Origin of the sequence: Sandaracinus amylolyticus (assembly GCF_000737325.1) — a bacterium.
Taxonomy (GTDB): Bacteria; Myxococcota_A; Polyangia; order Polyangiales; family Sandaracinaceae; genus Sandaracinus; species Sandaracinus amylolyticus.
In genome coordinates this window covers 133,255-159,244 of sequence record NZ_CP011125.1, presented here as the reverse complement: position 1 = coordinate 159,244, position 25,990 = coordinate 133,255, and the positions used below count along the sequence as shown (strand labels likewise).

Sequence of the window (25,990 nt, the reverse complement as noted above, 5' to 3'; positions counted from 1 at the left end):
CCGGCTCGCCCTTCACGCGTCGGGGCGCGTGCTGCGCTCAACGCTCGTAGACCGCGATCCATCCGTCGGGCGAGACACTGTTCAGCGCGTCGTACGCGGGGAGCGCGCCTCCTCCGACGTCCATGCTGCGCCCGAACGAGCCGCCGACGTGGAGCCGCGATGCGCTCGGCGCGATCGACGCGAGCGATCCGTCGCCGCTCATCGCGCGCACGAAGCGGTACGCCCCGGTCGAGCTCAGCCCGAGCAGGAACGGTGACCCCGACGCGCTGCCGCTCGTGCCGGTGACCACGCCGCCGCCGAAGTCGACCACGCCGTCGAAGCTCCCGCCGACGAAGATCTCGCCGCTCGCGTCGACCGCGACCGCGTGCACGATCTCGCTCTCGACGTCGCCGAAGCGACGCGCCCACTCGGTCGCGCCGGTCGCAGCGTCGAGACGCGCGACGAACACGTCGCGCCAGGTCGCGCCGCGCGCCGAGAGCGAGCCGGTGCCGAAGTCGACGGTGTCGTCGAACTCGCCCGCGACGATCACGTCGCCGCCGGGCTCGATCGCGATCGCGCGCCCGAGGTCGACGCCGCTGCTCCCGATGTGCCGCACCCACCGCGTCGCGCCCGCGGGCGAGAGCGAGACGACGAAGACGTCGTTGCCGATCGGCGTGAGCGTCCCGGTGCCGAAGTCGGTCGCGTTGCTGAAGTAGCCGACCGCATGGACGTTGCCGCTCGCGTCGGTGGTGAGGCGCTCGGGCTGCACGCCGTTCGTGCTCGCGGGCGTGATCGCGCGCGCCCACTGGTACGCGCCGCTCGCGTTGCTCAGCGAGAGCACGACCATCGAGCTGCGCGTCGCGGTGCCCATCGGCCCGCCGCCGACGTCGAAGACGCCGTTGATCAGCGCCGCGACGATCACGTTGCCCGCGGGATCGACCGCGATCGACTTCGCGAGCTCGCCGCCCGCTCCGCCGAAGCGGCGCGACCAGCGATGCGCTCCACCCGCCGTGTAGCTCGCGACGACGACGTCGGTGCCGCCGACCGACGCGAGCGTGCCGCTCCCGGCGCTGATCGCCATGTCGAAGTGCCCGACCACGAACACGTTTCCGGCGGCGTCGCGCGCGATCTCGGTGAGCATCGAGGTCGCGCCCGCGCCGCCGACGCGCTGCGACCAGCGGATCGCGCCCGCGGGCGTGTAGCTCACGACGTATCCGTCCTGCATGCCCAGCGTCGTGACCGACGTCGGCCCGTAGCTCGCGGCGCCCGCGAAGAGACCGACCGCCGTCACGTTGCCCGCGCCGTCGATCACCATCGAGTCGACGACGTCGAAGCCCGACCCGCTGCCGCCGACCGTGTACGACCAGACGTGGCGCGGACGGCACGCGCTCGCCGCGCAATAGAGACCGGTCGTGCACTCGTTGCCGCACGCGCCGCAGTGCGAGCGCGAGGTCGACGTGTCGGACTCGCATCCGTTGTCGACCGTCGTGTCGCAGTCGTCGCGCGGCGCGGCGCACGCGGTGATCTCGCACGTGCCCGCGCTGCACCCGAACGTGGTGCCCGCGACCGATCCGCAGCCGATCGCCGCGGCCGGCAGCTCGTCGACCGCGCCGTCGCAGTCGTCGTCGCGCGTTCCGTCGCAGAGCTCCTGCGCGCCGGGCCGCACCGACGCGCGCGTGTCGTCGCAGTCGCTCGCGTTCGGCGAGTGGCCCGCGGGCGCGCTGCACGCGATCACCGCGGTCGACCCCGAGCGGCCGAAGCCGTCGCCGTCGCCGTCGGGATGGAACGGCGTGCCGCCCTCGTCGGTGCGCGTGTCGCAGTCGTCGTCGATCGTGTTGCCGCACACCTCGACGGCGCCGGGGTACACCGCGGCGCGCGCATCGTCGCAGTCGTCGACGCCGAGGGCCCATCGCGCGCTCGGCGCGCTCCCGCAGCTCGCAGGGAGCACGGGCGGCGGCGTGCATCCCGCGGACGTTTCGCCGCCCGCCGCGCCGTGCCCGTCGCCGTCGCAGTCGGGGTGGTAGCTCGCGTCCTCGAAGCCTTCGTCCGTCCGGAGGTCGCAGTCGTCGTCGATGCCGTTGCAGACCTCGGGGTTCCCGGGGTTGCGACCGGCGCGCGCGTCGTCGCAGTCGTCGTCGTTGTCCGACCATCGCGCGAGCGGCGCGCTCCCGCAGCTCGCAGGGACGACCGGCGGCGGCGCGCAGCCGAGCACCATCTCGCCGGTCGCTCCGCCGAACATGTCGCCGTCGCAGTCCGCGTGGAACGCCCCCGAGAGCATCTCGTCGACGCGCGTGTCGCAGTCGTCGTCGCGCGGGCCGCACACCTCGGGCGCGTCGGGGCTCACCTCGCGGTTCGCGTCGTCGCAGTCGTCGCCGCAGCGCAGCGAGCCGTCGCGCTGGAGGTTGCAGCACGTCGCGCGCACGAAGCCGTCGACGTCACCGTCGGGGCCCAGCGTCGTGGGATCGCAGTCCTCGTCGAGGCCCTCGGGATCGCAGAGCTCGACGTTGCCGGGGAACGCGCGGCGCTCGGCGTCGTCGCAGTCGTCGCCGCCGCACTCGATCGCCTCGGCGCCGTCTCCGTCGGCGTCGGGCGCGACGGCGCAGTCGCTGCGGCACGCGTCGTCGTCCTCGTCGCAGGCCTGCGTCTCCTCGCAGCGCTCGCTCGTCGCGGGCGCGCAGCCCCGCTCGTCGGCGTCGGGATCGTCGGGCGCACAGCGCTCCGCGCCGTTGCAGAAGAGGTCGTCGGCGCAGTCGAGATCGCGCTCGCACGTGCGCTGCGACCCGCCGTCGTCACCCGGGGGATCGGCTGGATCGGAGCAAGCGAGGAGCACGAAGGCGAAGCAGAGCGGCGCGCAGGCGGCGCGCGGGCGGTGCAGCATGCCGGTACGCTACGCCGACGGCGCGTCGTTCTCGCCCTCCGGTGATCACGGGCACACGAGCGCGCCGCGCGGGCGCGTCTCACCGGCGGGCTCGAGCGCGGAGATCACGGTCGCGAGCGGGATCGTCTCCTCGCTGCCGTCCTCCCACTGCACCTGCACCGTGGCGCCCTCGATCGCGCTCACGGTCGCGACGTAGTCGCCCGAGCCGCGCCACGTCGCGTCGATCGTGTCGCCCGGCGCGAGCGTCAGCGGCGCGAGCTCGGTGCGCGCGCGCCGCTCGCGCGTGCCGTCGGGGAGCGCGAGCGTGGCGTGGGTCTCGTCGCACGACTCGACCACGCCCGCGATGCGCGTGCGCCCGACGTGCACCAACACCGGCGCAGCGCGCGCGCTGCACGCGGGAGGACGACGCGCTCGTCCGGACCGCGGCACGGCCGCACGCAGCACGCGGCGCACGTCGCTCGCGGGCATCCACGCGTCGGTGCCGTCCTCCCAGCGCAGGTGCACCACCTCGCCGCGCGTCTCGATCACGAGCGCGCGATACGACGTGCCCTGCCACGGCGCCCACACCCGATCGCCGGCGTCGATCGCCAGCGGCGCGATGCGCTCGAACGGCACGCTCAGAGGCTCGCTGCGATCCGCGGCGATCACGGTCGCGTCGCTCGCGCCGCACGCGGCGAGGCGCGCGACGAGCCAGACCTCGAGCCCGTCGTACGCGACCACGCGCGCGGGGTCGATCGGCGGCGCAGTGGCTTCTTCCGTGTCCTCGTCGTCGTCCTCGGTCGGCTCGGGCGCGTCGACGACGTCGCTGCGCCGCAGCACCGCGATCAGCTCGCCGATCGTGACGAGCCGCGGCGCGTCCCCATCGGCGATCCACGCCATACGATCGATGCGCTCGACGAGGGTCGTCACCGCCAGCGCGCCCTCGCGTCGCACCACCACGCGCGCGCCCGCGGGCAGATCGAGATCGCGCACCCTCCAGTCCTCGACCCACGCTCGCGCGCCGTCGTGGAACGCGACCTCGACGACCGCGCGCGACGCATCGCGCGCCTGCTCGATGCCGATCGCGTCGGACTTCTCACCGACCACCATCACGAGCCGCTCGGGGCGCGTCGGCACCTCGGGGCGGGGCGCGCTCGACGCGCACCCGGCGAGACAGACCGCGAGCAGCACGAGCACGCGTGGCATCCACATGCGGCGCATCGTGTATCGCGCTCGCGCGATCGTCACCGCGCGCGCACCAGCACGTGACCGCCCTCTTCGATCAGCACGTGCCGCGACGTCGCGCAGATGCGCCCGTACCCGCGGCCGAACCCGCTGCGATGCGTCGCGTCGAGCACCGTCTCCCAGCGCGCGCCCGTCCAATGCAGCACGCGATCCGTCGTGCTCACGTACACGTGATCCGGCGACGCGCCGCCGAGGCGCGCGGAGTGTCCATGACGGCGCGGCGGCAACATCGACGCGTCGAGCCCGTCGCTCGCGCGCACCCATCGATCGCCGTCGAAGTGCGCCGCGCCGTCGGCCCCGAGCGCCCACACGTCGTCCGGCCCGCTCGCGAGCAGGTCGAAGACCTCGCCCTCGATGTGCGGGTGGTCCTGGCTCCATGCGACTCCGTCCCAGTGCATCAAGCCGCCCGCGTGCGCGACGAGCAGGTCGTCGGTCCCGAGCACCACGAAGTCGATCAGCTCGCTCCACGTCTGCGCCACCTCGAACGGGCGCACCGTGCCGTCGATCGCCACGCCGATCGCGCCACGGCCCAGCACCCACGGCACGGTGGCCCCGCCGAGCGCGCCGATGTCGAGCCCGCCGTGCCGCCCGCGGAACCACGGATCCACCGCGATGGTCGACCACGCGCGACCGTCCCAGCGCGCCAGCGACTCGTTCGCCTCGATCACGACGGCGCCGTCGGCCGCGACCCAGATCGCCTGTCCGCGCGGCTCGCTCGCGGGCGGCGGCAGCGCGGTCCACGCGGTGCCGTTCCACTCCATCACCTCGCCCTGCCAGTCGCGCACGTACGCGCGGTCGCGACCGCACGCGAGCCCGATCGCCTGGAAGAGCGGCGCCGGACGGATCTGCACGCGCGTGAAGCCGGCCGGGAGCGGAACGTCCTGCGCGCGCGCGGGCGCGGCCACCGCGACGCACGCCATCACGATCGCGATGCGCCTCATCGCGACCTCCGCCGCACGACGAGCGCGGCGAGCACGATCACGAGCGCGATCAGCGACGCGCCGTCGTGCGATCGATCCTGCACCCGGCACGCGCATCCACGCGCCGGCGGTGCGCTCGGTGGGTTCTGCGGCGGCGGCTCCGCGCTCGTCGCGGGCGGAGGCGGCGCGCTGCCGACGCCGGGATCGATCGTCGAGAGATCGCGCGGCAACGACGGCAGGTCCGGTCGCACGCACGCCCGCATCACGCGGCACTGCACGGCCCCGACCGCGCGTCCCGCGGTCGGCGCGCGCGGCAGCTCTTCCCCGGTGCACTCGAGCGACGGATCGCACGACTGCACGACCTGCTCCTCGCGCGTCGGCGGAGGGGGCGGATCGCGGTACGCGCCGCGCCCGCCGGGCATCACCTCGTGGGTCTGGGTGCACACGCGCCAGGGCCGACACACCAGGCCCTGATCGCATTGCGCGTCGCTCTCGCAGGACCACGGCTCGCAGCGCGGCCCCGAGTGCGACGTGCGCTCGCGCGCGCCCCATGGACATCGCTCGGTCCACACGACGTCGGCGCGCGCCGGCCACGCGACCGACGCCACGACGAGCGCGGCGATCCATCCGATCCGCATCGCGCGAGCGTGCCACGGCGCGCACGCGGGCACGACGGCTGCACTCGGTCGCGCCGGAGGAACGAACGATGAAGCGATGGCGATGGTGGCTCCTCGCCGCCGGGATCCCGTGCGTGATCGCGTGCGGCGGCAGTGGAACCTACGAAGCGCGCGGCACCGCGACGTCGCCGGCGAGCGCGGCGCGGATCTCCGTGGGCAAGGCGGAGGGCGCGAACGCGGTCGACGTCGACGTCCGGCACCTCGCGCTGCCCGAGCACGTCGGCGACGGATACTCGCAGTACGCCGTGTGGATCGTGCCCGAAGGACGGCTCCCGATCCTCGCGGGCACGCTCGATCTCGATCGCGACAGCCAGCGCGGCGTGCTGCGCGCGACGACGCCGTACGATCGCTTCGAGGTGCTCGTCACCGCGGAGCGCGACGACCTCGCGCGCGGGCCGACCGGGCCGATCGTGCTCCACCGCTCGATCCCGTGAGCGAGCCGGTCGAGCGACGAGCGTGTGACGCAGGACGTGGACACGCGTGGCGCGTTTGTCGCTCGACGCGGGCTCCCGCACGGAGACCCGGTTAATCGGCGCGTTAACTCTGTCGTCGTGAGCGCGAGAATCGTCGCGGCCCATCTGGATTCGACGCAGCGCGGCGAAGATACTTGCGCGCGTGAAGCTTGTCAGTGCAACGATCGGGTCGGTGGCGCTCCTGCTCGCAGCGGCGCTTCCAGGGTGCGCGGCCTCGAACGGCGGGACATCGCGAGACGCATCGCGCGGCGACGCGGGCGCGAACGACGACGTCGACGCCGGCGCGACCGAAGAGGTCGATGCCGCGCGCACGGTCCGGTGCGGCGATCTCTTCTGTGATCGACCGACCGAGACCTGCGAGACGTGCCCGCTCGACTGCAACGAGTGCCCGACGTGCGACATGGCGCCGACGTGCACCGGCGCGCTCGCGGTGCCGACCTCGACCGAGCCGCTCGCGGTCTGCGACAACACGCTCGAGGGCACGCAGCGCACGAACTACGCGTGCGGCGAGGATCTCGGCGTCGCGCCCAACGAGACGACGTGCGCCGATCCCCAGCTGCGCATCCGCATCCGCGAGATCTCGATCGAGCGCGGCTTCTTCGACGTCGAGCGCAACCTCTTCTGCGTGATCAGCGCGGAGGACGGCGCGCACTCCGAGCTCCTGCTGACCACGCCGCGCCCCGTCGCCGGCAACCGCAACACCACGACGCTCAACCTGCGTCCCGGCGAGGGCACGCTGTGGGGCCAGGGCGATCTCTTCCGATCGATCTCGAACCTCACGATCACGTACGCGTGCTTCCTCACGTCGGACACCGAGAGCGCGCAGGGCATCCTCGACGCGATCGCCGATCGCGCCGCGGAGGCGAGCGAGCACGCGGGCGAGTACGGCTACGTGTTCGGCGCGGTCGCGGTGCTCGGCACGATCATCGGCAGCTCGCTCGGCGCGGTGTCGGACGATCAGATCCTCGACGTGCAGCAGACGATCGACGCGGGCGCGCTGCTCGAGATGACGAACGGGCGCACCTGGGAGATCCGCCAGCAGATCGGCAACCTCTCGCTCTCGGGCGCGTCGGACCTGCGGCTCGTCGTCGAGAGCTGGGGCTGCGCGGAGCCGCGCGCGATCTTCGAGTGACGATGACGCGCGCTCAGCGCATCGGGTGATCGGCGAAGAAGCGCCAGATCGCCTCGCTCGCGCGGAACGTCGTGCTCTGCTCGCCGTCGGCAGGGCACTCGACGACGTCGGCGCTCCGCCCGCCACCAGGCCAGCTGTGCCCGGCGCCCTCGATCGTGCAGAGCGCGACGTCGGCGCCGGTGCAGTCGGCGCTGCGCGCGCAGTGGCCGTCGCCCTCCTCGAAGAAGCGGGCGAGCGATGCGCCGCATCCGCTGCGCGCCTGCCAGCGCGCGATCGTCTCGGGCACCGACGTGAACGGCACGCCCGCGGGACCGCACCCCATCCCGCCGTCCCACGGGACGTGTCCGTCCTCCGTTCCGTGCACCTGCAGCACCGCGACCGGTCGCGCGGGCGTGCACGCGCGGGTCATGTCGGTGCCCGCGACCGGCGCGATCGCCGCGATGCGATCCGCGAGCTCGCAGGCGAGCCGATGCGACATGATCCCGCCGTTCGACATGCCGGTGGCGTACACGCGCGACGTTTCGACGCACAGCGAGGCCTCGAGATGATCGAGCAGCGCGGCGAAGAAGCCCACGTCGTCGACGTCGTCGGTCACGGCGCTGCCACAGCAGCCGCCGCCGTTCCAGGTCCGGATGTGCCCGGTGCCGTCGGGATACACCGCGACGAAGCCCTCGCGATCCGCGATCGCGTTCATCCGCGAGCCGATCTCGATCTGCCGACCGCTGCCGCCGCCTCCGTGCAGCACGAGCACGAGCGGGAGCCGCGACGCGCCGTCGCCGGCGGGCGGCACGTGCACGCGGAACGTGCGGGTCGCTCCGTCGTGCACCAGCGAGCCCTCGGTCGTCGCGCCCGCTGGGTAGGTGGACGCGCCGCACGTCGCTGCGTCGCTCGCCGGCGCCGCGTCGGGCTCACCACGTTCGGTCGAGCAGGCGGAGACGATGACGAGCAGCGACGAGACGAGCGCGCGTGTGGTGTCGTTCATGGGCAGGCGAGCCTAACGGGCGCATCTTGAGCAAACCTTACGGACGGAGGAGCGCAGATGGACGGATCCCGGATCTCGAAGTGTGCCGCGCTGTTCGCGATGATCGCCGCCGCGATGCCAGCGGGCGCCGCGGCGCAGTACGAGGAGTACGACACGATGGCCCCGCGCATCTACGCGATGGGCCAGGTCGCGTTCATCGGCGACCTCCACGTCCAGATCGAGGACGACGACGAGGCCACCGACGGGATGCAGGTGTCGGGCGGCGGCGCGCTCGGCTTCGAGCTGCCGGTGGTCGAGCTCTTCTCGATCGGCGGTGAGGTCTCGGCGCTGGTATGGAACCACGACGACGCGGCCGATCAGGAGATCGGACCGAACGTGCTCGGAGAGCTCTCGGTCGTGCCGCGCTTCCGCATCCCGTGGGCGAGCGCGAACCGTGGCGGCGCGCACGGCGCGTTCACGCTCGGCGGCGTCTTCGGCCTGACGCTCAATTTCCCGAACGACGACTGGTCCGACGCGGTCGGCGTGCTCGGCGGCGACATCGACATCGGCGTGGGCGCGCACGCCGGTGGGCTCGTCGGCGCGCAGTTCTTCTTCACCCACAGCTTCGGCGTGATCGTCGAGGGCGGCTACGTGCACCACTTCGCGTGGCACCGCCTCTCGTTCCCGATCATCGGCGAGCGCGAGCTCGCGCTCGACTTCGGTCAGATCACGATCCGCGCCGGTCTCGCGCTCGCGTTCTGACTCGCCTTTCGCGCTTCATGCAGCTGCAAACGAGCGCGACCGGTCGCTCACCGGCGAGTTTCTCGCGAGCTGCGTGCGCGCGGCTGGATCCAAAAGGTCCGTCCGCGCGATGTGAAGCAGGTCGGCGAAGCTCAAGCCGACCTTGTCGCGGTACCACGGTCGTCGGATCTGTGGAGCGCGTTCGGGCCGTCGCAGCGACAGTCGTGCCCACATCACGACGATCGAGTAGACGAAGCCAGCGAAGGGCGTCACACGCTCGACTGCTCGCCGCGACCATGCCGGCGACGCGCCGAATCCGAGGTGCTGCTTCAGGTCGCGGAAGCAGACCTCGATCTGCCATCGAGCGGTGTACCGCTCGACGATGTCGGCGGGAGTCCGAGTCGGATCGGTGCAGAAGTAGACGCGGTGCTTGAGCTTACCGGCGCTCAGGCGCACGACGACCACGCGCATCAGCTCGGGACCACGGCCCTGGTACCACTGCGCATCCATCTGCTTGAACGCGAGCGCTCGAGTGCGTCCGTAGAGCGCCGCGCGTGTGGACCGCCACCGCGACGGATCAGCCGCGAGCTGCGCAGGCGTCGGCATCCGCTCTCCGCGAACGCGCGGACGACCGGTGCAACCGCGACGCGCAATCGGGGCGGCGGTCAACACTGCGTTGTCTCGCAACGTGCCGTACACCACGACGTTCTTCGGCAGACCGCGAAGCACGGTCTCGCAGCAGTACGCGGCATCCGCAGAGACGTGCATGGTGAGTTCTGGCGCGACGCGCGCAGCGAGATCTATCAGCTCGCGCGCGAGAGAAGTGCGCTTCGCGTAGGGATCGTTGGTGCGCGTGCAGTCGCGCTCCTGGCGGTAGAGCCGGAAGAAGATCGGGACGGCCCAGCGCCGCTTCGAGAACGGAACTTCCACGATCGCGACGAGCACGACCCAGAGGTGACCGAACACGAAGTTCCGCACGCGTCGACTCGACCGCACCGGGTCGAGATACGTGCCGAGGCCGAACACCATCGGGCCCTTCTTCCGAACGACGGTGTCGTCGATCGCGAGCTGCAGCGATCTGCGCGTCGCGCACGTCCGCACGATCCACTTCAGCAGCTCGGTGCCGACCTCGTCGACGTCCCAAGCGGCTTCCGCGAACAAGCGATGGAACGCAGCGTGATGCGCCCTGCCCGCGAGACCGGCGCCGAGCAGAGCGCTGGTCACCGCGCCCGCTTGCTGGGTGAGCAGCCACCCGCGCATGAGCGCAACGAAGCGCTCGAACGTCGGACGCGTGAACGCTGGACGGACGACTTCCAGAACCTCGGCAAGTGTGCGAAGCCTGCTTTCGGCCACGTGGCCCTCCCTCGGTTGCTGCAACAACCAAGAACTCGGGCCACGTGGCTACTCGATCTCGCCGACGATTAAAAGCGCGAAAGGCGAGTCTGAGAGAGAGCCGAGCCGCTGAGGAGAGCAGGAATTCCTGCTCTCCTCGGTGGCGCGTCAGATCAGCGGCGGGACCGAATAACAGCGACCGTCGACACAGAACTCACCACCACAGTCCGTGTCGTCGTCGCACGTCAATCGCTCGACCCGGGTCACCCACTGTCCGATGTGATTGGCGCTCTCGATGTTCTGGAACGGCAGTCGGAACGCGGGATATCCACCGTCGCGCCCCGCCGCCGCGGCCTCGGGATCGAACGCCGCCATCCACAGCTGCGATCGCGCGTTCTCCGCGAGACGCAGGCCGAACGCGCGGCGGCTCGTCCACGTCAGCCAGAAGAGCGGGCGACCGCGATCGCGATATTCGGTGGGATCCCACTTCGCCCACGAGTCCGCGAGGCCCGCGAGGCGCGACAAGCGCGTCGCGACGCCGCTCCCGCTGCTCGGCACGATCCACAACGTCGCATCGAGCGTGGGCATGGGATTCATCGCGTCTCCCATGCCCGCGGAGTTGCTGTTCGACTCCGACCGATTGAAGACGATCCACTCGCCGTCGGGCGAATACGCAGGGTAGTAGTTGTTGCCACTGCCCGCGACGAGCGTGGGGCCCACGGTCCAGCTCGAGCCGCTGCGATCGAGCCGCACGATCTCGCCGCCGGTCACGCCGTTCACGTCGACCAGCGGGAAGCCGGGGATCGACGGAGGTGCGTCGTAGCGCACGAACGCGATGTGGTTCCCGTCGGGCGACCAGTCGGGCATCGACACCGCGCCGCCGCCGAGGCGCTCCGCGATCACGTCGCCGGTCGTGCCGTCGAGGATGCTCAGCCCCGCGATCGCGCTCGCCGCGATCTGCAGGTGATCGGGCGAGAACGACGCGAAGTTGGGCTGGGTCGGCGTCCCGCCGCCCGGGAGACCGCCGCCGCTCGAGCCGCGCGAGAAGATGCGGTTGCGCGTCGCGACGTCGAACACCTGGAACGTCGTGGTCGGCATGTCGGTGCCCACCGCGATGCGCTGACCGTCGCGCGAGACGGTGTGACAGCCCACGCAGAAGGTCGCGCCGGTGCGCGCCGAGTCGATGAACGGCTCGGCCTGCGCGCCGCGCACACCGAACTCGAAGCGCTCGACGCGGCCCGCGCCCGCGTTCCAGTAGTAGATGCCGCCGGTGATCGGCTCTTCGGAGACGGTGAGCGTGCGCTCCGCGGTCTCGCCGAGCTGCCCCGCGTCGTTCACGCCGCGCAGGCGATAGGTGATCGGTCCCTGCCCCGCGGCCGCGGTCGCGATCGACTCCCACACGTCGCGATCGGGCGTGTAGATGCAGCCACCGCCGACGCTCTCCGGACAGCCGAAGTAGATGCGCAGATCGAGCACGCCCGCCTGCACGTGCAGCTCGAAGAGCGTCGAGCCCGCGGTGCGGTAGTGGAATTCGAGCTCGCCGAGGTTCGACGGAACCATCGTCGCGTCGTCGGGATAGACGAGCTCGGGCGCGCGCGAGGGATCGGCGGTGCCCCCGAAGCGCGTGGGCGCGTCGGCGGGCGTTCCGTCGGTGATCACGATGCGCTCGAGCGAGATCGTCAGCGAGGTGAGCGCCTCGGTGGAGCCCATCGTCGCGCGGATGTCGGTGCGACCGCCGCGGTCGGGCGTCGACGTGAAGCGCGCGCCCGAGAAGCTGCCGAGCGTCGGCACCGTCGCGAGCCACGTGACCTCGCTCGTGACCTCGCGCTCGCTGCCGTCGCTCTGGCGGAGGAACGCGCGGTAGTCGACGTTCACCGACGCGCCGCTCGTGACCGCGACCCGGTGATCCGCGGGCTCGATGCGCAGCGGGCTGCTCGTCGTCGCGCCGTCCTGACCACCGGCGCCGCCGTCACCGCCGCCGCCGGGTGGGCGCGTGCCGCCTTCGGTGCAGGCCGAGAGGACGATCCCCACCGCGAGCGCCGCGACGGAGAAGGAAGTCGCACGAGACAGCATGGACACCTCGATCGCGAAAAAGCACGACCCGGCCCGCGCGAGCTCCCGACGCGCGAGCGACCCCAATCCGCTCGCGACGCTATCAAACGCATCCGTGCGCGTTCCGCCCACACCGTGCGGTCCTTCACACGCGGCCGATCCGGACGAGACTCCGGCCGCTCGAGACATGGTTGCAGACGCAACCGTCACGGTTGCGCACGCAACCGTCCGCGCGAGGTCGCGTCCGATTCTCGCGCGCTCGCGCGACGCGCGGTGCTACCCGCGAGCGCCCGGGCCGCGGCGAAGCGCGGACCGGCCGCGAGCCATCGATCACTCGATCGAGCGAGACGTCAGATGATCTCCGGCACGCAGATCCCGTCCGTGCACATCTCGCCGCGCCGACAGTCGCCGTTGTCGTCGCACGGCATCCGCTGCACGCGCGTCGTCCACTGCGGGATGAAGTTCGAGCCCGTCGTCGGCTGGAACGGCAGGCGGAACGCGGGGTACGACGGATCGCCGTCCTCCGCGCCGGGGTCGAACGCCGCCATCCAGATCGTGCGCCGCCGATCCGAGGGCTCGACGCCGAACTGCATGTTGCTGGTGAACGTGATCCAGAAGAGGCGACGCCCCGTTCCTTCACCAGGGCGACGGTGGAGGAAGATCGACGGGTTCCATCGCGGCATCGAGTCGAGCGTGCCCGTCGACGCGCGCATCAGCTGCTGCTCGGTGCCGCCGCCCTCGCGGCCGACGACGTACACGTGCGACTCGATCCCGCCCGGCAGGTGGCTCGGGGTGATGCGCGAGAACGCGATCCACTCCGAGTCGGGCGCGAACGCTCCGAACTCGTCGCGGGCGCCGGTCCGCGCGAGCGGCGCGGTGCGCAGCGTCCACGTGCCCGCGTCGTCGCGCTCGGTGATCCGCAGCGCCTCGGCGGGATCGGTGAACACGATCGCGCGCCCATCGGGCGCCCAGTCGGGGGCCGCGCCTTCGCCGAGCACGAGCGGCTCGCCGGTGCCGTCGGTGCGCACGATCTGCAGCGGGCGCACGTCGGAGCCGGGGATGCCGCCGGTCACGAGCTCCATCCCGTCGGGCGAGAACGACGACATCTCCGCGTCGAGCTGGCGCGACTCGGTGCGCGTCGCGACGTCGACCATCGCGATCGGTCCCGTCGTGCCGTAGCCGATCGCGATCGTCTGCCCGTCGCGCGAGAGCGCGTGACACCCGACGCAGTGACCGCCCGAGTCCGCCGAGTCGAAGAAGAGCTCCGACGTGCGGTGGCCGCGATCGAAGTCGTAGCGGTGGATTGCTGCGGGATCCGTCGACCAGAAGTAGAGCCCGCCGGTCACCGCCTCGGTCGCGAGCTCGATCGTGATCGGCTCGGACTCGCCGATGAGCGCGCCCTCGCCGCCGACGCCGCGCACCCGCACCTCGTAGCTGCCGCGCGCGCGATCTTCGGCGAGCTCGTCCCACATCAGATCGCCGAGCTCGAGCGCGCAGCCCTCGCCGCGCACCGAGCACGGCGCGTAGACGAGCAGCACCGTCTCGTCGTCCTGATCGAAGCGCAGCTCGAAGAGCGTGTGCCCGTTGGGCTCCCAGTGGATCTCGAGGCCGCTGAGGTTCGGCGGCACCATCGTGCCGTCGACCGGATAACGAACGACGGGCAGCTGCGCGCTGCGGCCATCGCCCGCGAAGCGATCGGGCGCGTCGCTCGGCGCGCCCGACGCGATGAAGACCACGGGCTCGCGCGGCACGTACGCGTCGAGCGAGGCATCCGAGCCCCCGGCGTCGAGCACCGTGTCGGCGTCGATGTCGAAGATGGTGGGCCCCGAGTCCGCACCGTCGCCTGGAGAGCGCTCGGTGCACGCGGTGACGAGCGGAGCGAACAGCGCGAGGAGGATCGCGACGCGGTCGCGAGACGTGCTCGTGGTCACGAGATCGGTATTGGCCGGATCCGTGTCCGCCCGTCACGAACGCGGTGGACTTTCCGTATACGGCCGTATTCGCGTGCTACATGGGCCGCGCGTGGCGCTGTTGCTCGCGAAGCTCACGATCGCGCCCGCGTTCGTCGCCGCGGTGAGCCTGCTGGGCCGGCGGTTCGGCCCGGCGCTCGCGGGCTTCCTCGCGGCGCTCCCGGTCGTCGGCGGTCCGATCCTCGCGCTGCTGATCGCCGAGCAGGGCGTCGCGTTCGGCGCGCGCGCCGCGTACGGCTGTGCGATCGGCGCCGCGCCCACGATGGTGTTCGCGCTCGCCTACGCGTCGTTCGCGACGCGGGTGCGATGGTCGCGCGCGATCACGTTCGGGTGCTCTCGCTCGTGACGACGGCGGTGGGGATCGCGGGCGCACTGCTGGCGAGCCCGGACGTGCGACCCGCGTTCGGCATCACCGCGGGAGTCGCGGGGAGCTTCGTGTTCGGCCTCGGGATGCCCTTCGCGTTCGTGAACGACTCGCTGCGCGTCGACGTCGACCGAAGCTTCTGATCACTCCGGCACGCACTCGGGGAGCGCGTCGTTCGCGCAGCCGGGCGCCGGATCGCCGCGCAGCGCGGACTCCACGATCGCGATCGTGTGGCCCACCCCGCGCGGGACGATCGAGAGGTGATCCGCGTCCATCACGCACACGTGCGGCTCGATCGCGCTCGCGCGCAGATGATCGACGATGCACCGCGTGCGCGCCGGCGTCGTGATCCCGTCGTGATCGCCCTGGAGCACGTGGATCGGCGCGCCCTCGGGATCGCCGCGCATCACGTTCGCGCGCGACCACTCGAGGATCGCGCGCGCGCGATCGTCGCACTCGCCCGCGTCGGTGCACGCGACCAGCGCGGCGCGGAGCTCGTCGTCGACGAGCGCGCCGAGCGTCGGCGCGAGGCGCGGGACGGTCGTGAGCAACGAGCCCACGCAGCCGCGCTCGAGCGCGTGCACCAGCGCGTCGCGGCTCGCGAGTGGAAACCCTTCCCCGGCGCGCGTCTCGCCGTAGGCGCGCGCGTGCCACGCGTAGAGGAACATCGCGCCGACCACCGCGCTCAGCTCGTCACCGCCGCGCAGCCGTCGCGCGGGATCACGCAACGTCTCGAGCCGATCGCGCACCGGCCATCCCGGCGCGATCGCGATCACCGCCGCGATCGCCGTGTCCTCACCGGCGTAGCGCCGCGCGATCGACTGCGCCGAGAGCACCGCGCCGCCGCCCTGGCTGTGGCCCGCGAGCACGACCGGCGCGCGCTCCCCGAGCAACGTCGCGAGCGCGCGCGCCGCATCGAGCACCGAGCGCGCGGTGTCGTCGTTGTCGCCGTAGCCCTGCACGCCCGCGCTCCCGAGCCCCGCGTAGTCCGGCGCGATCACCGGCCAGCCGCGCGACGCGAAGGCGCGCACCAGCTCGTCGGGCGCGGCGAGCGAGGGCGCGCACGCATCCGCGAGCCCCACGGTGCCGTGCGCGACCACCACGTGCGGCGCGCCTTCGTGCGCGCTCGCGGGCACGATCACGCGCGCCGTCGCGATCGCGGGCACGTCGCCGCTGCGCGTGGTGCGGTACGCGATGCGCAGGCCGTGCACGTCGCGCGCACACCGCACGATCGCGCCCGGCGCCACCGCGGGATCGGCGTCGGGCAGCGTCGCGAGCTCGTCGTCGCACGACACCGCGAGCCCGCGCGGAGCGACCGGCGCGATCGGCGGCGCGCCCGCACATCCGCACATCACGATCAGCGCGAGCGCTGCCGTCCCACCTCGCATCACCACCATCGTAGTCGGACCCCTACCGAAGGGACGGATCGATCGCGCCGGCCGGATGGAGCATGCTGCGACCGTGGTGACGGCGCGCGGCACCCACGGCACGAGCACGGGCAGCACCGGCGGCAGCACCGGCAGCGACGTGCACGGTGCCGTGACGACGTGGGAGCACCTCGGCAACCTCCGTCGCGCCAAGGCACCGCTGCTCTTCGGCCTCTTCGTGTGGCCGCTCTTCGCGCTGATGGACGTCGCGTTCATCGCGACCGGCGGCGAGGGCGACGTCGGGACGCTCGTCGCGATCCGCGCGCTGCCGCTGCCGTGGTTCGCGGTCGCGACGGTCCGCGTCTCGCGCCGACCACCGATCACGCGCCGCGAGTTCTACTTCCTCGTGTACGGCGCGATCTACGTGATGATGGCTGCCATCACGCTGCAGTCCGCGATGACCGGCGGCTTCCGCAGCCTCTACGCGGAGGCGGGGCTCGCGGTCCTCGCCGCGACGACGGTCGTGCCGCGACCGTGGCGCGAGCACGCTGCGCCGATGTCGGGCGCGGCGCTGATCTATCCGATCGGCATGCTCGTCGGCGAGATGTTCTTCTCGCGCATGCAGGGTCAGATCACCGACCCGCAGGCGGTGAACTCGCTCGGCGTGCACGTCGTCATGCTGTGGACGACGGCGCTGATCGTGATCATCGCGTCGCACCGCCTCTGGTCGCTGCGCAAAGAGGTCTACGAGGCGCGGAGCATCGGCAAGTACGAGCTGCGCCGCCGCATCGGCAAGGGCGGCATGGGCGAGGTCTGGGCCGCGTGGCACCGCGGGCTCGAGCGCGAGGTGGCGCTGAAGATCCTCAAGATGCTGGAGGACGACGAAGAGGGCGCGATGCTGCGCTTCGAGCGCGAGGTGCGCCTCTCGTCGGGCCTCACGCACCCGCACACCGTGCGCGTGTTCGACTACGGCACGACCGAGGACGGGCTCCTCTACTACGCGATGGAGCTGCTGAACGGCGTGAGCCTCGCCGAGCTCGTGAAGCGCGACGGCGCGCTGCCCGCGCCGCGCGCCGTGCACCTCGTGACCCAGGCCGCGCGCGCCCTCGCCGAAGCGCACGATCGCGGGATCGTCCACCGCGACGTGAAGCCCGAGAACCTCTTCGTCACCGCGGCCGGCGGCGAGAACGACTTCGTGAAGGTGCTCGACTTCGGCATCGCGCGCGTCGAGGCCGACGGAGGCCACCTGACGCGCACCGGCGCCGTCGCGGGCACTCCGTCGACGATGAGCCCCGAGGTGATCACCGGTGATCGCGCGACCTCCGCGAGCGACGTCTACGGCCTCGGCGCGGTGCTCTACTACGCGCTCACCGGTCGTCCGCCGTTCGTCGGCGAGGTCGCGGCGAGCACGCTGATCGCGCACCTGCACGAGGCCGTGGTGCCGCCGAGCGCGCGGGCGCCGCACGACGTGCCCGAAGATCTCGAAGCGATCGTCCTGCGCTGCCTCGAGAAGAAGCCGGGCGATCGGTACCCCGACGGCCGCGCGCTCGCCGAGGCGCTCGCGCGGAGCAGCGTCGCGGGCACGTGGGTCCCCGCGCCCGCGCCGCCGTCGATCGCCCCGCCGCCGCCGAGCAGCCCGTCGATCGCGCAGCTCGCGACCACGCAGGACGCCGTCGAGCTGCCGTCGACCGCGAACGAGCAGCCGACGACGATCGCCGTGCCGCGCCGCTGACGGACGCGCGCGAGCACGGCGCGTGATGCACCGTGCTCGCTCGTCGCGATCGACGATCGACGATCAGAACCGGGCGCCGAGCGCGAGCTGCAGACGGATGTCCTGCACCGAGTTCGTCGTCGGCTGCGCCGCGCCGTCGCCGAACCGCGTCTCGCCGGTCACCACGGTCGGCGGCGTGGTGGTGTAGTCGGTCACGTAGTTGTTCAAGATGCGCCGCTCGCCCGAGTTCTCGCTCTCGAACATGCGCAGCTTCACGTTGAGCGACGTGTAGAACACGTCGCCGATGGGCAGCATGTAGCCGAAGAGCGCGTGCCCGCCGAAGCCGACGCTGTACTCGTCGATGCGCGAGCCGCGCTCGCCGATGAGCTGCGCGAGCGCGCCCGTGTACTGCACCTCGACCTCGGTCTGGAACGGCAAGAGGACGCCGAGCGCGAGCTCCGCCTGGATCGCGCCGTAAGGCAGCGGCACGTAGAAGCGCGCGCCGCCCACGATGGAGTGGTTGTCGATCGAGCCCTGCACCGACTCGACCGCGCCATCGATCGAGCCCTCGCGCGACTCGGAGCGCGCGTACTCGTAGTTCGCGATCAGCGCGACGCCGGGCACCAGCGAGATGCCCGCGGTGGCGCCGAACGCGTAGCCGAGGACGATCGGGTGCATCCAGTCCGCGGGCGCGCCGGCCGGCAGATAGTCGGTCCTGCCGAAGTTCACGCCGTACGCGCCGGTCGCCTCGACGAAGCCGATGCGCGGTCTCGCGTCGTGCGGCTGCTCCGCGGGCTCCACCTCGACCGGCTCCGCCGGCGCGGTGCGCACGGTCTCGGTCTCGGTGACGACCACGTCGGTCTCGTCCGCGCCGGTGGTCACGATGACGTCGTCGTCGGCACCGGTGTCGGTGACCACGACATCCGTCTCGTCGTCGACCACGACCGCCTGCGCGCTCGCGCTCGCCGCGCCCGAGAGCGCGAAGACGCATGCGAGCCAACCCACCATCCATCGCTGTCTCGTCTGCATGGACGGCGCGCGGTGCATCCAGAGTGCCGCGCCAGCGCGCGATCATTCGACGCAGCGCGTCGTGGGGGCCCGGATCTCCGAACGATCTCGCGGACAATCCCACGTCGTGACGCGCACTTCGCCGCCGTCCGCGGCGTGAGCACACCGAAGGCGAATCGTCACGCGGGCTCGGATCCCACGCGGCAGAACGCGTCGCAGGCCGCCGCGTGTAGAGTCGACGCGTGACCTCGGTCAGGCAGGAGATCGCGCTCGCCCAGCGCGCGCTGGAGCACGGCGACACGCGACACGCCGCGCACCACGCCGCGGCGGCGATCGCGCTCGATCCACTCGACGCCGGCGCGCTCGCGCTCGTCGATCACCTGAACGCGCTCCCCGCGCCCGGGCTCGGCGCGGCGATCGCGCGCTTCTTCGGCAAGCGTGACGGAGATCCCGCGCCGCACTTCGCGAAGGACGGGTTCGCGGGCGACGTCGCCGCGCGCGCGCGCGCATCGTGGACGAGCGGCGATCTCGCGGCCGCGTTCCCACGCGCCGTCGACCTCGCGGCGCAGGTCTCCGATCGGCCCTTCGTGTCGTGGGCGCTCGACATCGCGCGCGCCGCCGCGCAGCGCGGGATCGCGCTCGACGCCGCGCCCTACTTCCGCGCGTACGCCGAGCTCGGCGCGAGCACGATGGGCCTGCTCCACCTGCGCCCGACCGAGCAGCGCTTCTTCGCGCCGTGGGGCGAGCTCGGCGAGATCCTGATCGCGTGCCAGGCGCCGGGCGATGATCGCACCGCGCTGCTGCGCATGGCGACGAGCGCGCTCCTGCGGCGCGCCGGCGCGTACCAGCGCGCGCTCGACGTGATGGCGCCGGTGCACGCGGAGGCGAGCGCGCACCTGCTCACCGCGCGCGGCTTCGCGCTGCGCGCGCTCGGCCGCTGGGACGAGGCCGCGCGCGTGTTCGAGGCCTCGATGCGCGCGCCCGGCGGTCGCGTCGAGAACGCGTACGAGGTCGGGCGCACGTGGTGGGACGCCGGCAGGCTCGACGACGCGCGCGTGTGGTTCGAGCGCGCCGGCAACCCGACGCGCGAAGAGGCGATCGCGATGGAGGTGCTCGACGAGCGGCTCGATCCCACCGCGCCGCCGCGATGGTCGAAGGTCGTCGGTGAGCGCGCGAGCTACGACGCGGTGCGTCGCCTCGCGCTCGGTCACGCGCTCGCCGCGCCGATGGGCGACGCATCGACGAACGTGCTCGCGAGCCTGCGCCAGCCCCCGCCGATGACGCTGCAGCTCGCGGCCACCTGCCTCGAGGCGCCGAGCGCGATCGTCACGCTCGCGCTGCGCACGCTCGGCACCGCCGACGCGCGCGCGCTCGAGTACTCCGCGGGCACGGTGCCGGCGCCGCATCCGTTCGAGCCGCTCGATCGCACGCTCGGCGCGTCGCTGTGGAGCGCCGACGGGGCGCGCGCGATCCAGACCATCCCCGCGCCGAGCGCCGCGGTCTCCGCGACGATCGACGGCGTGGTGCGCGCGCTCTGGGGGCGGATCCGCGACGGCGCGCCTCCGCTGCTCGGGATCGCCGAGGCGTGGCGCGCCGCGCGCCACACCCCCGAGCTCGACGCGATCGATCCGCACGAGCTGATCGCCGCGATGGTGCACCCGACGGCGCCCGACGCGTGGTCGGACGTGGTGCCCTGGGTCTTCGATCGCCAGGTCGTCGCCGCGCTGATGCTCGGCGCGCAGGATCGCGGCCGCCCTTGGCTCGCGTCGCGCCGCCGCGAGAGCCTCCGCGCGCTCGTGCTCGGCCCCGCGGACTGGACGCGCGCTGCCGCGCTGGTCGCGCTGCGCGAGGTGCTGCTCGACGAGCCCGACGCGCTCGACGACGCGCGCACCTGGTGCGAGCGCGTGCTCGACGCGCAGCCCGATCACGGCCACGTCGCGTGGGCCGACGCCTTGCGTTCGATCCTCCGCGTGCCCGGCATGCCCGCGCGCGCCGCCGGCCCGTCGGACGCGAACGAGCAGCCCGCATGACGTACCGGCTCTACTACTGGCCCGAGATCCCGGGGCGCGGCGAATTCGTGCGGCTCGCGCTCGAGGATGCCGGCGCGGAGTACGTCGACGTGGCGCGCACCCCGGCGAAGAAGGGCGGCGGCGTGCCCGCGATCCTGCGCGTGCTCGACGGCGAGCTCGGCGCGCTGCCTCCCTTCGCGCCGCCGGTGCTCTTCGATCCCGACGGCGAGCTCGTCATCGCGCAGACCGCAGCCATCCTCGATCACCTCGCGTCGCGACATCGCGCGCTCGCGGGCGGCGGCGACCACGCGCGGCGCGTCGGCGCGCTGCAGCTCCAGCTCACGATCGCCGACCTCGTCAGCGAGGCCCACGACACGCACCACCCGATCTCGGTCGCGCTCACCTACGAGGAGCAGAAGGCGGAGTCCGCGCGCCGCGCCGCGTCGTTCGTGCGCGAGCGCGCGCCGAAGTTCCTCGCGTACTTCGAGGACGTGCTCGCGCGCGGCGGCGGCGAGCACCTCGTCGGCGCGCGCTTCGGCTACGTCGAGCTCTCGATCGCGCACGTGCTCGACGGGCTCGCCTACGCGTTCCCGCGCGGCTTCGCGTCGTGGCGCGCGTCGATCCCCGGCCTCCTCGCGCTGCGCGATCGCACCTGGGCGCGACCGCGCATCGCCGCGTACCTCGCGTCACCGCGACGGCTCGCGTTCTCCGAGGCCGGGATCTTCCGCCACTATCCCGAGCTCGATCGCTGATCGATCACGGCGTCGGCTCGAGCGGGAAGGCGCCGATGCCGGCGTCGGGCATCGGGAGCACGACGCCTGCGTCGAGGCTGAAGGGCTGCTTCGCGCCCTCCGGCGCGGGCGCGTCGCCGCCGCCCGACGCCGCGACGTAGGTCGTCGACGAGCTGGTCGCGCCGGCGTCGGCGCGCGCGCCGCATCCCGCCACGATGCCGCTCACGAGCGCGACGACGCTCACCACACCACCGAGCGCGATCGTGATCGCGGGGAGAGAGATCTTCATGACTTCCTCGGACCTCCTGGCGCGAGCAAGGCGATCGACGTGCCACGCGGTGACCCTCGACCGCGCGACCCGATCGACGCGACGCGCCACAGCCGTGACCGCCGCGCGAGGCGCGCGCGGCGCGCCGCCACTCGCTGCGTGGTGATCCGGCGCGATGCGACGCGGCATCGACGTTGCAGCCGCGCACCGCGACATGCGCGTCACGATCCTCACGTACGTCGAGCACGCGGGCGAAGCACCGGACGTCGTCGTCCCGCAGGTCGAGGACGCGCTGCGCAGCAAGGGCCACGAGGTCGCCGTGCTGCCGGTGCACGACGAGCTCGAGCGCTTCATCGGCGAGCTGCGCGATCACCGCCCAGACCTCGTCTTCAACCTGCTCGAGATGTTCGCCGACGACCTCCTGCTCGAGGTGCCGGCGGCCGGCGTCTACGACCTGCTGCACGTGCCGCACACCGGCGGCGGGCCCGGCGAGTTCTATCTCGCGCAGGACAAGGCGCTCGCGAAGAAGCTGCTCGCGTACGAGCAGATCCTCTACCCGCGCTTCGCGGTGTTCCCGAAGCACGCCGGGCTCGAGACCGGCGGCAACCTGCGCATGCCGCTCTTCGTGAAGCCGCTCTGCGCCGACGCGTCGATCGGCATCGACTCGCACGCGCTGGTGCACGACGCGAACGAGCTGATGCGGCGCGTGCTGAAGATCCACGACGAGGTCAACGACGCCGCGCTCGCCGAGGAGTACATCGAGGGGCGCGAGGTCTACGTCGGCGTGATCGGCAACGCGGAGCCGATCGCGCTGCCGCCGATCGAGGTGGACTTCTCGGGCATGCCCGAGGGCGCGCTCCACGTGCTCGACCGCGCGGCGAAGTGGGAGACCGAGAGCGCCGCCTACAAGGGCACGAAGTCGGTGGTGGCGAAGCTCGAGCCCGAGCTCGAGGCGCGCGTGAAGAAGGTCGCGGTGGACGCGTACCGCGCGCTGCGGGTGCGCGACTACGGGCGCGTCGATCTGCGGCTCGCGCCGACCGGCGAGATCTACGTGATCGAGGTGAACCCGAGCTGCTACCTCGAGCGCTCGAGCGAGCTCGCGATGGCCGCGAAGGCCGCGGGCATCGAGTACGAGGACCTCGTGCAGAAGATCGTGGACCTCGCGATCGAGCGTCATCACCCGCGCGCGAAGGAGCGCCGCCGCGCCGGGAAGTGAGCGCGCACCGCCGGGGTGAGCGCGCGCGACCGTTCGAGCGGCTCTCCGCGCCGCTCGTCCGGCAGGTCGCACCGCACGAGCTCGAGGGGTCGACCGCTCGAGCGGTGCGAGGCGACCGCTCGAACGGTCGGTGGTGACCGTTCGCGAAAACGGGCCAGTTCTCCTTGAGAAACGCGCGATCTCGCGGGTAGGATCGCGCCTCGGGAGGGCAATTTCGTCATGGCGACCCGCAAGAAGACACCGGCGACGCGCAAGAAGGCCGCGAAGAAGACCGTCGCGAAGGCGACCAAGAAGACGATCACGAAGACGAGCAAGAAGAGCGCGAGCAAGCGCGAGCCGATCGTGCTCTCGGCCGACGCGCGACAGCGCGTGCCGAAGCCGCGCGAGGGCTGGGAGCAGGTGCTCGAGCGCGCGCTCGACACCTGGGAGGCCACGCCGAGGCTCAAGGTGCCCGGCCTCACGCTCGCGAAGCTCACGCGCCTCGGCACCCAGGCCGGCAAGGCCGCGGAGCGCGAGCGCGAGCTCGCCGCGAAGCAGGCGCGCTCGCTGCGTCCGCTCTCCGACGCGCGCCTGGTGCGCGAGGGCGAGGCGTGGAGCGCGCTGCTCGAGCTCCACGCGGCGGTGAAGTACCACGCGCGCCAGGATCCCGCGCTGCTCGATCAGTTCTCGTTCCTCGCGGACGTGCTCAAGAACGAGCGGGAGTGATCGCGGGCGGCTCGCCGCGCGAGACCACGACCGCGGCGACGAGATCGCCGGTCACGTTGAGCGTCGTCCGGCACATGTCGAGCAGCCGGTCGACGCCGAGCACGATGCCGACACCCTCGGCGGGCACGCCGATCATCCCGCAGAGCATCACGATCACGGGGAGGGATCCCGCGGGCACGCCCGCGGTCCCGATCCCGCCGAGGATGCACACCAGCACGACGATCACCTGCTGTCCCACGCTCAGCTCGACGCCGTAGAGCTGCGCGAGGAACAGCACGGTGATCCCCTCGAACAGCGCGGTGCCGTTCTGGTTCGCGGTCGCGCCGACCGTGAGCACGAAGCGGCTCACGTGCGGGGGCAGCGCGAGCTCGCGCTCCGCGACGAGCAGCGACGTGGGCAACGTCGCGCTGCTCGACGCGGTCGCGAACGCGGTGAGCATCGCGTCGCGCGCCCCGCGGAAGAACGCGCGCGGGCTCGTCCCACCGATCACCCGGACGACCAGCGGGTAGACGACGAGCTGCTGGATCGCGAGCGCGCCGAGCACGGTGCCGACGTAGCCCGCGAGCTGTCCGAGCAGCGCCCAGCCGAGCTGCGCGGTCTTCGTGAAGAGCAGGCACGCGACCCCGAGCGGCGCGGCGCGCAGCACGAGCTGGAGGAGGCGCAGCAGCACGTCGTTGAGGCCGCGCAGCGCGTCCTCGAAGCGCCGCGCGTCGTCGGTGCGCGTGAGCACGAGCCCGACGCCGAGCAGCGCCGCGAACACGATGATCGGCAGCATGTCGCCCGCCGCCATCGCGGCGAACGGGTTCGACGGGACCAGCTCGACGAAGAGATCACCGGGCGAGCGCTCGGCCGCCGCGTCGACCGGCGGGCTCGTCGCCGACGCGACGAGCTGCTCGCGCGCCGCGCTCGACAGGCCGTCACCGGGACGCAGCACGTTCACCATCACGATGCCGAGCAGCACCGCGATCGACGACACCACGACGGTGAAGCCGAGCGTGCGCAGCCCGACGCGGCCGAGCGCGCGCAGATCGCGCAGCCCCGCGATCCCGGTCGCGAGCGACGAGACCACGACCGGGATCACGAGCATGAACAAGAGGCGCAGGAACACGTCGCCGATCGGCTCGGTCACGTAGCGAACGACGCCATCGAGCACCGGATGTCCCGCGAAGAGCGCGTGCGCGAGCGCGCCGAGCCCCGCGCCGATCACGAGCCCGACGAGGATCCCGATCGCGTGCCGGTCTCCCCGCATCGTCGCTCAAGGAAGATAGGTGCCGTGGCGCACCCAGCTCTCGGCGAGCGCGGTGACGAGCGCGGTGAGCGCGATCGTGCAGCGCGCCTCGTCGCCGGCGCGCACGCGGAGATCGAGGTGCTGCGCGATGCGCTCCATCGCGCGCAGCAGCGCGTGCGTGCGCTCGGGGAAGTGCCCGGTCCAGCGGTACACCTCGGCGGGCAGGTGCCGCTCGAGCGCGCGCATGAACGTCGCGGCGCTCTGCTCGCCGCGCGGCGCGCTCGAGTCGTTGCCGAGATCGTCGAACACCGCCTTGAGCGCGCCCTCGATGCCGGGCGGCAGCGACTCGTCGTCGAGCGGCCGGTACACCTCGTCGAGCGTCGCGTCGACCTCGCTCACCGGCAGATCGAGCGCGTCCTCGAGCACGATCGGCGGGCGCCCGCGCAGCGAGCGCATCGTCTGATCGCAGTGCTCGAGCTTGGCGAGCGCGACGGGCCACCCCGCGTACTCGCGACGCCAGTCGAGGCCCGGCGTCATCCACACCGCGAACGTCTCGGACCAGTCCTCGTCGGGATGTTTCTGCGCGTACCAGCCCGGCAGGTGCCGCACGAACGCGCGGCTGAACGGCTCGGGCCGGTAGTCTTCGACGTAGGGGCGCGTGATCGAGCCGTAGCGCTCGACGAAGTCCTCGCGCTCGTAGAGCCGGTACGCGTAGCTGACGACGTGCCCCATCTCGTGGCGCAGGTAGCGGAGCACGTCGTACTCGGCGTAGCCCTCGACGTGACCGAAGCGCTCGAGCTGCAGCCGCTCGAGCTCGGGGTGCGCGAGATAGAACGGGATCGCGATCGCGATCGTGCCGAACGGGACGCCCCACTCCGTCGAGAGATACAGCCGTGGCCGGAAGGGGAGCCCCAGCGCGTCGCACTCGGCGAGGAAGCGCTGGCACACCCGCTCGAGGCGCGTGCCCTCGATCGTCAGGCCGAGATCGCGGATCCGAGTCGCTCCGTGAGGCGCGCTCGCAGACATCCGCGATCCAGATGGTCC

Annotated in this window: 23 protein-coding genes; 10 read left to right on the top strand and 13 right to left on the bottom strand. The window is 72.4% G+C overall.

The annotated features are described in order from the left end of the window. Positions 1-37: 37 nt before the first annotated feature. The 4 genes from DB32_RS00655 to DB32_RS00640 are packed head-to-tail and all read right to left on the bottom strand — an operon-like array spanning position 38 to position 5,639. A complete protein-coding gene (locus DB32_RS00655) occupies positions 38-2,857 on the bottom strand; it encodes a MopE-related protein (protein WP_053230467.1) in 2,820 nt (939 codons plus the stop codon). A 45-nt stretch (positions 2,858-2,902) separates the two neighbouring features. After that, entirely contained in the window at positions 2,903-4,084 is a 1,182-nt protein-coding gene (locus DB32_RS00650; protein ID WP_053230466.1) for a hypothetical protein, read from the bottom strand. Then, positions 4,081-5,022 carry a hypothetical protein gene (locus tag DB32_RS00645; protein WP_053230465.1) on the bottom strand — a complete coding sequence of 314 codons (942 nt, stop codon included), beginning with the start codon at positions 5,020-5,022 and terminating at the stop codon, positions 4,081-4,083. Before DB32_RS00645 ends, DB32_RS00650 begins: the two co-directional genes overlap by 4 nt. Next, on the bottom strand, positions 5,019-5,639 hold the full coding sequence (locus tag DB32_RS00640) for an MYXO-CTERM sorting domain-containing protein (RefSeq protein ID WP_157068556.1): 621 nt from the start codon (positions 5,637-5,639) through the stop codon (positions 5,019-5,021). Before DB32_RS00640 ends, DB32_RS00645 begins: the two co-directional genes overlap by 4 nt. 68 nt (positions 5,640-5,707) lie before the next feature. Between DB32_RS00640 and DB32_RS00635 the strand changes: the two genes are divergently transcribed. Continuing rightward, a complete protein-coding gene (locus DB32_RS00635) occupies positions 5,708-6,112 on the top strand; it encodes a hypothetical protein (protein WP_053230463.1) in 405 nt (134 codons plus the stop codon). Positions 6,113-6,323: 211 nt separating this feature from the next. Further along, positions 6,324-7,283, top strand: a complete 960-nt coding sequence (locus DB32_RS00630) for a hypothetical protein (RefSeq protein ID WP_053230462.1) — start codon at positions 6,324-6,326, stop codon at positions 7,281-7,283. A 13-nt stretch (positions 7,284-7,296) separates the two neighbouring features. Here the strand turns inward: DB32_RS00630 and DB32_RS00625 are convergent, their stop codons facing one another. Continuing rightward, a complete protein-coding gene (locus tag DB32_RS00625; protein WP_053230461.1) occupies positions 7,297-8,265 on the bottom strand; it encodes an extracellular catalytic domain type 1 short-chain-length polyhydroxyalkanoate depolymerase in 969 nt (322 codons plus the stop codon). Between the two features lie 57 nt (positions 8,266-8,322). On the opposite strand from DB32_RS00625, the gene DB32_RS00620 reads away from it, so the two are divergent. Then, the gene (locus tag DB32_RS00620; protein ID WP_053230460.1) at positions 8,323-9,006 is read left to right on the top strand and encodes a hypothetical protein; all 684 of its coding nucleotides are present in this window, start codon (positions 8,323-8,325) and stop codon (positions 9,004-9,006) included. Positions 9,007-9,021: 15 nt separating this feature from the next. On the opposite strand, the gene DB32_RS00615 is transcribed toward DB32_RS00620, so the two are convergent. The 3 genes from DB32_RS00615 to DB32_RS00605 form a co-directional block, all read right to left on the bottom strand. Then, complete coding sequence (locus tag DB32_RS00615; protein WP_075097411.1) at positions 9,022-10,338, bottom strand: IS701 family transposase; 1,317 nt, start codon at positions 10,336-10,338, stop codon at positions 9,022-9,024. A gap of 147 nt (positions 10,339-10,485) precedes the next feature. After that, positions 10,486-12,390: a TolB-like translocation protein gene (locus DB32_RS00610; protein ID WP_157068555.1), complete on the bottom strand. Its 1,905-nt coding sequence runs from the start codon at positions 12,388-12,390 to the stop codon at positions 10,486-10,488. Positions 12,391-12,719: 329 nt separating this feature from the next. After that, complete coding sequence (locus DB32_RS00605) at positions 12,720-14,300, bottom strand: TolB family protein (RefSeq protein WP_053230458.1); 1,581 nt, start codon at positions 14,298-14,300, stop codon at positions 12,720-12,722. A 91-nt stretch (positions 14,301-14,391) separates the two neighbouring features. Here DB32_RS00605 and DB32_RS00600 point away from each other — a divergent pair, with 91 nt between their 5' ends. Continuing rightward, positions 14,392-14,685 (top strand): hypothetical protein, encoded by a 294-nt coding sequence (locus DB32_RS00600; RefSeq protein WP_053230457.1) that lies wholly within the window; start codon positions 14,392-14,394, stop codon positions 14,683-14,685. Continuing rightward, positions 14,682-14,846 (top strand): hypothetical protein, encoded by a 165-nt coding sequence (locus DB32_RS00595; protein WP_169791281.1) that lies wholly within the window; start codon positions 14,682-14,684, stop codon positions 14,844-14,846. The genes DB32_RS00600 and DB32_RS00595 overlap by 4 nt, the downstream gene beginning before the upstream one ends. Here the strand turns inward: DB32_RS00595 and DB32_RS00590 are convergent, their stop codons facing one another. Further along, the gene (locus DB32_RS00590) at positions 14,847-16,091 is read right to left on the bottom strand and encodes an alpha/beta hydrolase family protein (RefSeq protein ID WP_169791280.1); all 1,245 of its coding nucleotides are present in this window, start codon (positions 16,089-16,091) and stop codon (positions 14,847-14,849) included. It abuts the gene before it with no gap. Between the two features lie 55 nt (positions 16,092-16,146). Between DB32_RS00590 and DB32_RS00585 the strand changes: the two genes are divergently transcribed. Continuing rightward, entirely contained in the window at positions 16,147-17,802 is a 1,656-nt protein-coding gene (locus DB32_RS00585; protein ID WP_053230454.1) for a serine/threonine-protein kinase, read from the top strand. A gap of 63 nt (positions 17,803-17,865) precedes the next feature. Here the strand turns inward: DB32_RS00585 and DB32_RS00580 are convergent, their stop codons facing one another. Further along, positions 17,866-18,789 carry a hypothetical protein gene (locus DB32_RS00580; RefSeq protein ID WP_157068552.1) on the bottom strand — a complete coding sequence of 308 codons (924 nt, stop codon included), beginning with the start codon at positions 18,787-18,789 and terminating at the stop codon, positions 17,866-17,868. 242 nt (positions 18,790-19,031) lie between these two features. On the opposite strand from DB32_RS00580, the gene DB32_RS00575 reads away from it, so the two are divergent. Then, positions 19,032-20,819, top strand: a complete 1,788-nt coding sequence (locus tag DB32_RS00575; protein ID WP_053230452.1) for a tetratricopeptide repeat protein — start codon at positions 19,032-19,034, stop codon at positions 20,817-20,819. Next, complete coding sequence (locus tag DB32_RS00570; protein ID WP_053230451.1) at positions 20,816-21,550, top strand: glutathione S-transferase; 735 nt, start codon at positions 20,816-20,818, stop codon at positions 21,548-21,550. The genes DB32_RS00575 and DB32_RS00570 overlap by 4 nt, the downstream gene beginning before the upstream one ends. A gap of 4 nt (positions 21,551-21,554) precedes the next feature. On the opposite strand, the gene DB32_RS46195 is transcribed toward DB32_RS00570, so the two are convergent. Further along, entirely contained in the window at positions 21,555-21,818 is a 264-nt protein-coding gene (locus DB32_RS46195) for a hypothetical protein (RefSeq protein WP_157068551.1), read from the bottom strand. A 154-nt stretch (positions 21,819-21,972) separates the two neighbouring features. Here DB32_RS46195 and DB32_RS00560 point away from each other — a divergent pair, with 154 nt between their 5' ends. Beyond that, a complete protein-coding gene (locus tag DB32_RS00560) occupies positions 21,973-23,013 on the top strand; it encodes a D-alanine--D-alanine ligase family protein (protein WP_083457049.1) in 1,041 nt (346 codons plus the stop codon). Positions 23,014-23,232: 219 nt separating this feature from the next. Then, positions 23,233-23,718 (top strand): hypothetical protein, encoded by a 486-nt coding sequence (locus DB32_RS00555; protein ID WP_053230449.1) that lies wholly within the window; start codon positions 23,233-23,235, stop codon positions 23,716-23,718. Here DB32_RS00555 and DB32_RS00550 read toward each other — a convergent pair. Together DB32_RS00550 and DB32_RS00545 are read right to left on the bottom strand one after the other, a co-directional pair. Continuing rightward, the gene (locus DB32_RS00550; RefSeq protein WP_053230448.1) at positions 23,699-24,967 is read right to left on the bottom strand and encodes a dicarboxylate/amino acid:cation symporter; all 1,269 of its coding nucleotides are present in this window, start codon (positions 24,965-24,967) and stop codon (positions 23,699-23,701) included. The genes DB32_RS00555 and DB32_RS00550 overlap by 20 nt on opposite strands. Positions 24,968-24,973: 6 nt before the next feature. Further along, on the bottom strand, positions 24,974-25,972 hold the full coding sequence (locus tag DB32_RS00545; RefSeq protein ID WP_053230447.1) for a hypothetical protein: 999 nt from the start codon (positions 25,970-25,972) through the stop codon (positions 24,974-24,976). Positions 25,973-25,990 lie beyond the last annotated feature (18 nt).

What these genes read in the sequence shown, in the direction of transcription:
- DB32_RS00645 (WP_053230465.1), bottom strand. Translation starts at nt 5,022, where the DNA reads ATGAGGCGCATCGCGATCGTGATGGCGTGCGTCGCGGTGGCCGCGCCC.
- DB32_RS00610 (WP_157068555.1), bottom strand. Translation starts at nt 12,390, where the DNA reads ATGCTGTCTCGTGCGACTTCCTTCTCCGTCGCGGCGCTCGCGGTGGGG.
- DB32_RS00555 (WP_053230449.1), top strand. Translation starts at nt 23,233, where the DNA reads ATGGCGACCCGCAAGAAGACACCGGCGACGCGCAAGAAGGCCGCGAAG.
- DB32_RS00570 (WP_053230451.1), top strand. Translation starts at nt 20,816, where the DNA reads ATGACGTACCGGCTCTACTACTGGCCCGAGATCCCGGGGCGCGGCGAA.
- DB32_RS00550 (WP_053230448.1), bottom strand. Translation starts at nt 24,967, where the DNA reads ATGCGGGGAGACCGGCACGCGATCGGGATCCTCGTCGGGCTCGTGATC.
- DB32_RS00590 (WP_169791280.1), bottom strand. Translation starts at nt 16,091, where the DNA reads ATGCGAGGTGGGACGGCAGCGCTCGCGCTGATCGTGATGTGCGGATGT.
- DB32_RS00625 (WP_053230461.1), bottom strand. Translation starts at nt 8,265, where the DNA reads ATGAACGACACCACACGCGCGCTCGTCTCGTCGCTGCTCGTCATCGTC.
- DB32_RS00585 (WP_053230454.1), top strand. Translation starts at nt 16,147, where the DNA reads ATGGAGCATGCTGCGACCGTGGTGACGGCGCGCGGCACCCACGGCACG.
- DB32_RS00620 (WP_053230460.1), top strand. Translation starts at nt 8,323, where the DNA reads ATGGACGGATCCCGGATCTCGAAGTGTGCCGCGCTGTTCGCGATGATC.
- DB32_RS00635 (WP_053230463.1), top strand. Translation starts at nt 5,708, where the DNA reads ATGAAGCGATGGCGATGGTGGCTCCTCGCCGCCGGGATCCCGTGCGTG.
- DB32_RS00580 (WP_157068552.1), bottom strand. Translation starts at nt 18,789, where the DNA reads ATGGTGGGTTGGCTCGCATGCGTCTTCGCGCTCTCGGGCGCGGCGAGC.
- DB32_RS46195 (WP_157068551.1), bottom strand. Translation starts at nt 21,818, where the DNA reads ATGAAGATCTCTCTCCCCGCGATCACGATCGCGCTCGGTGGTGTGGTG.
- DB32_RS00560 (WP_083457049.1), top strand. Translation starts at nt 21,973, where the DNA reads ATGCGACGCGGCATCGACGTTGCAGCCGCGCACCGCGACATGCGCGTC.
- DB32_RS00640 (WP_157068556.1), bottom strand. Translation starts at nt 5,639, where the DNA reads ATGCGGATCGGATGGATCGCCGCGCTCGTCGTGGCGTCGGTCGCGTGG.
- DB32_RS00655 (WP_053230467.1), bottom strand. Translation starts at nt 2,857, where the DNA reads ATGCTGCACCGCCCGCGCGCCGCCTGCGCGCCGCTCTGCTTCGCCTTC.
- DB32_RS00545 (WP_053230447.1), bottom strand. Translation starts at nt 25,972, where the DNA reads ATGTCTGCGAGCGCGCCTCACGGAGCGACTCGGATCCGCGATCTCGGC.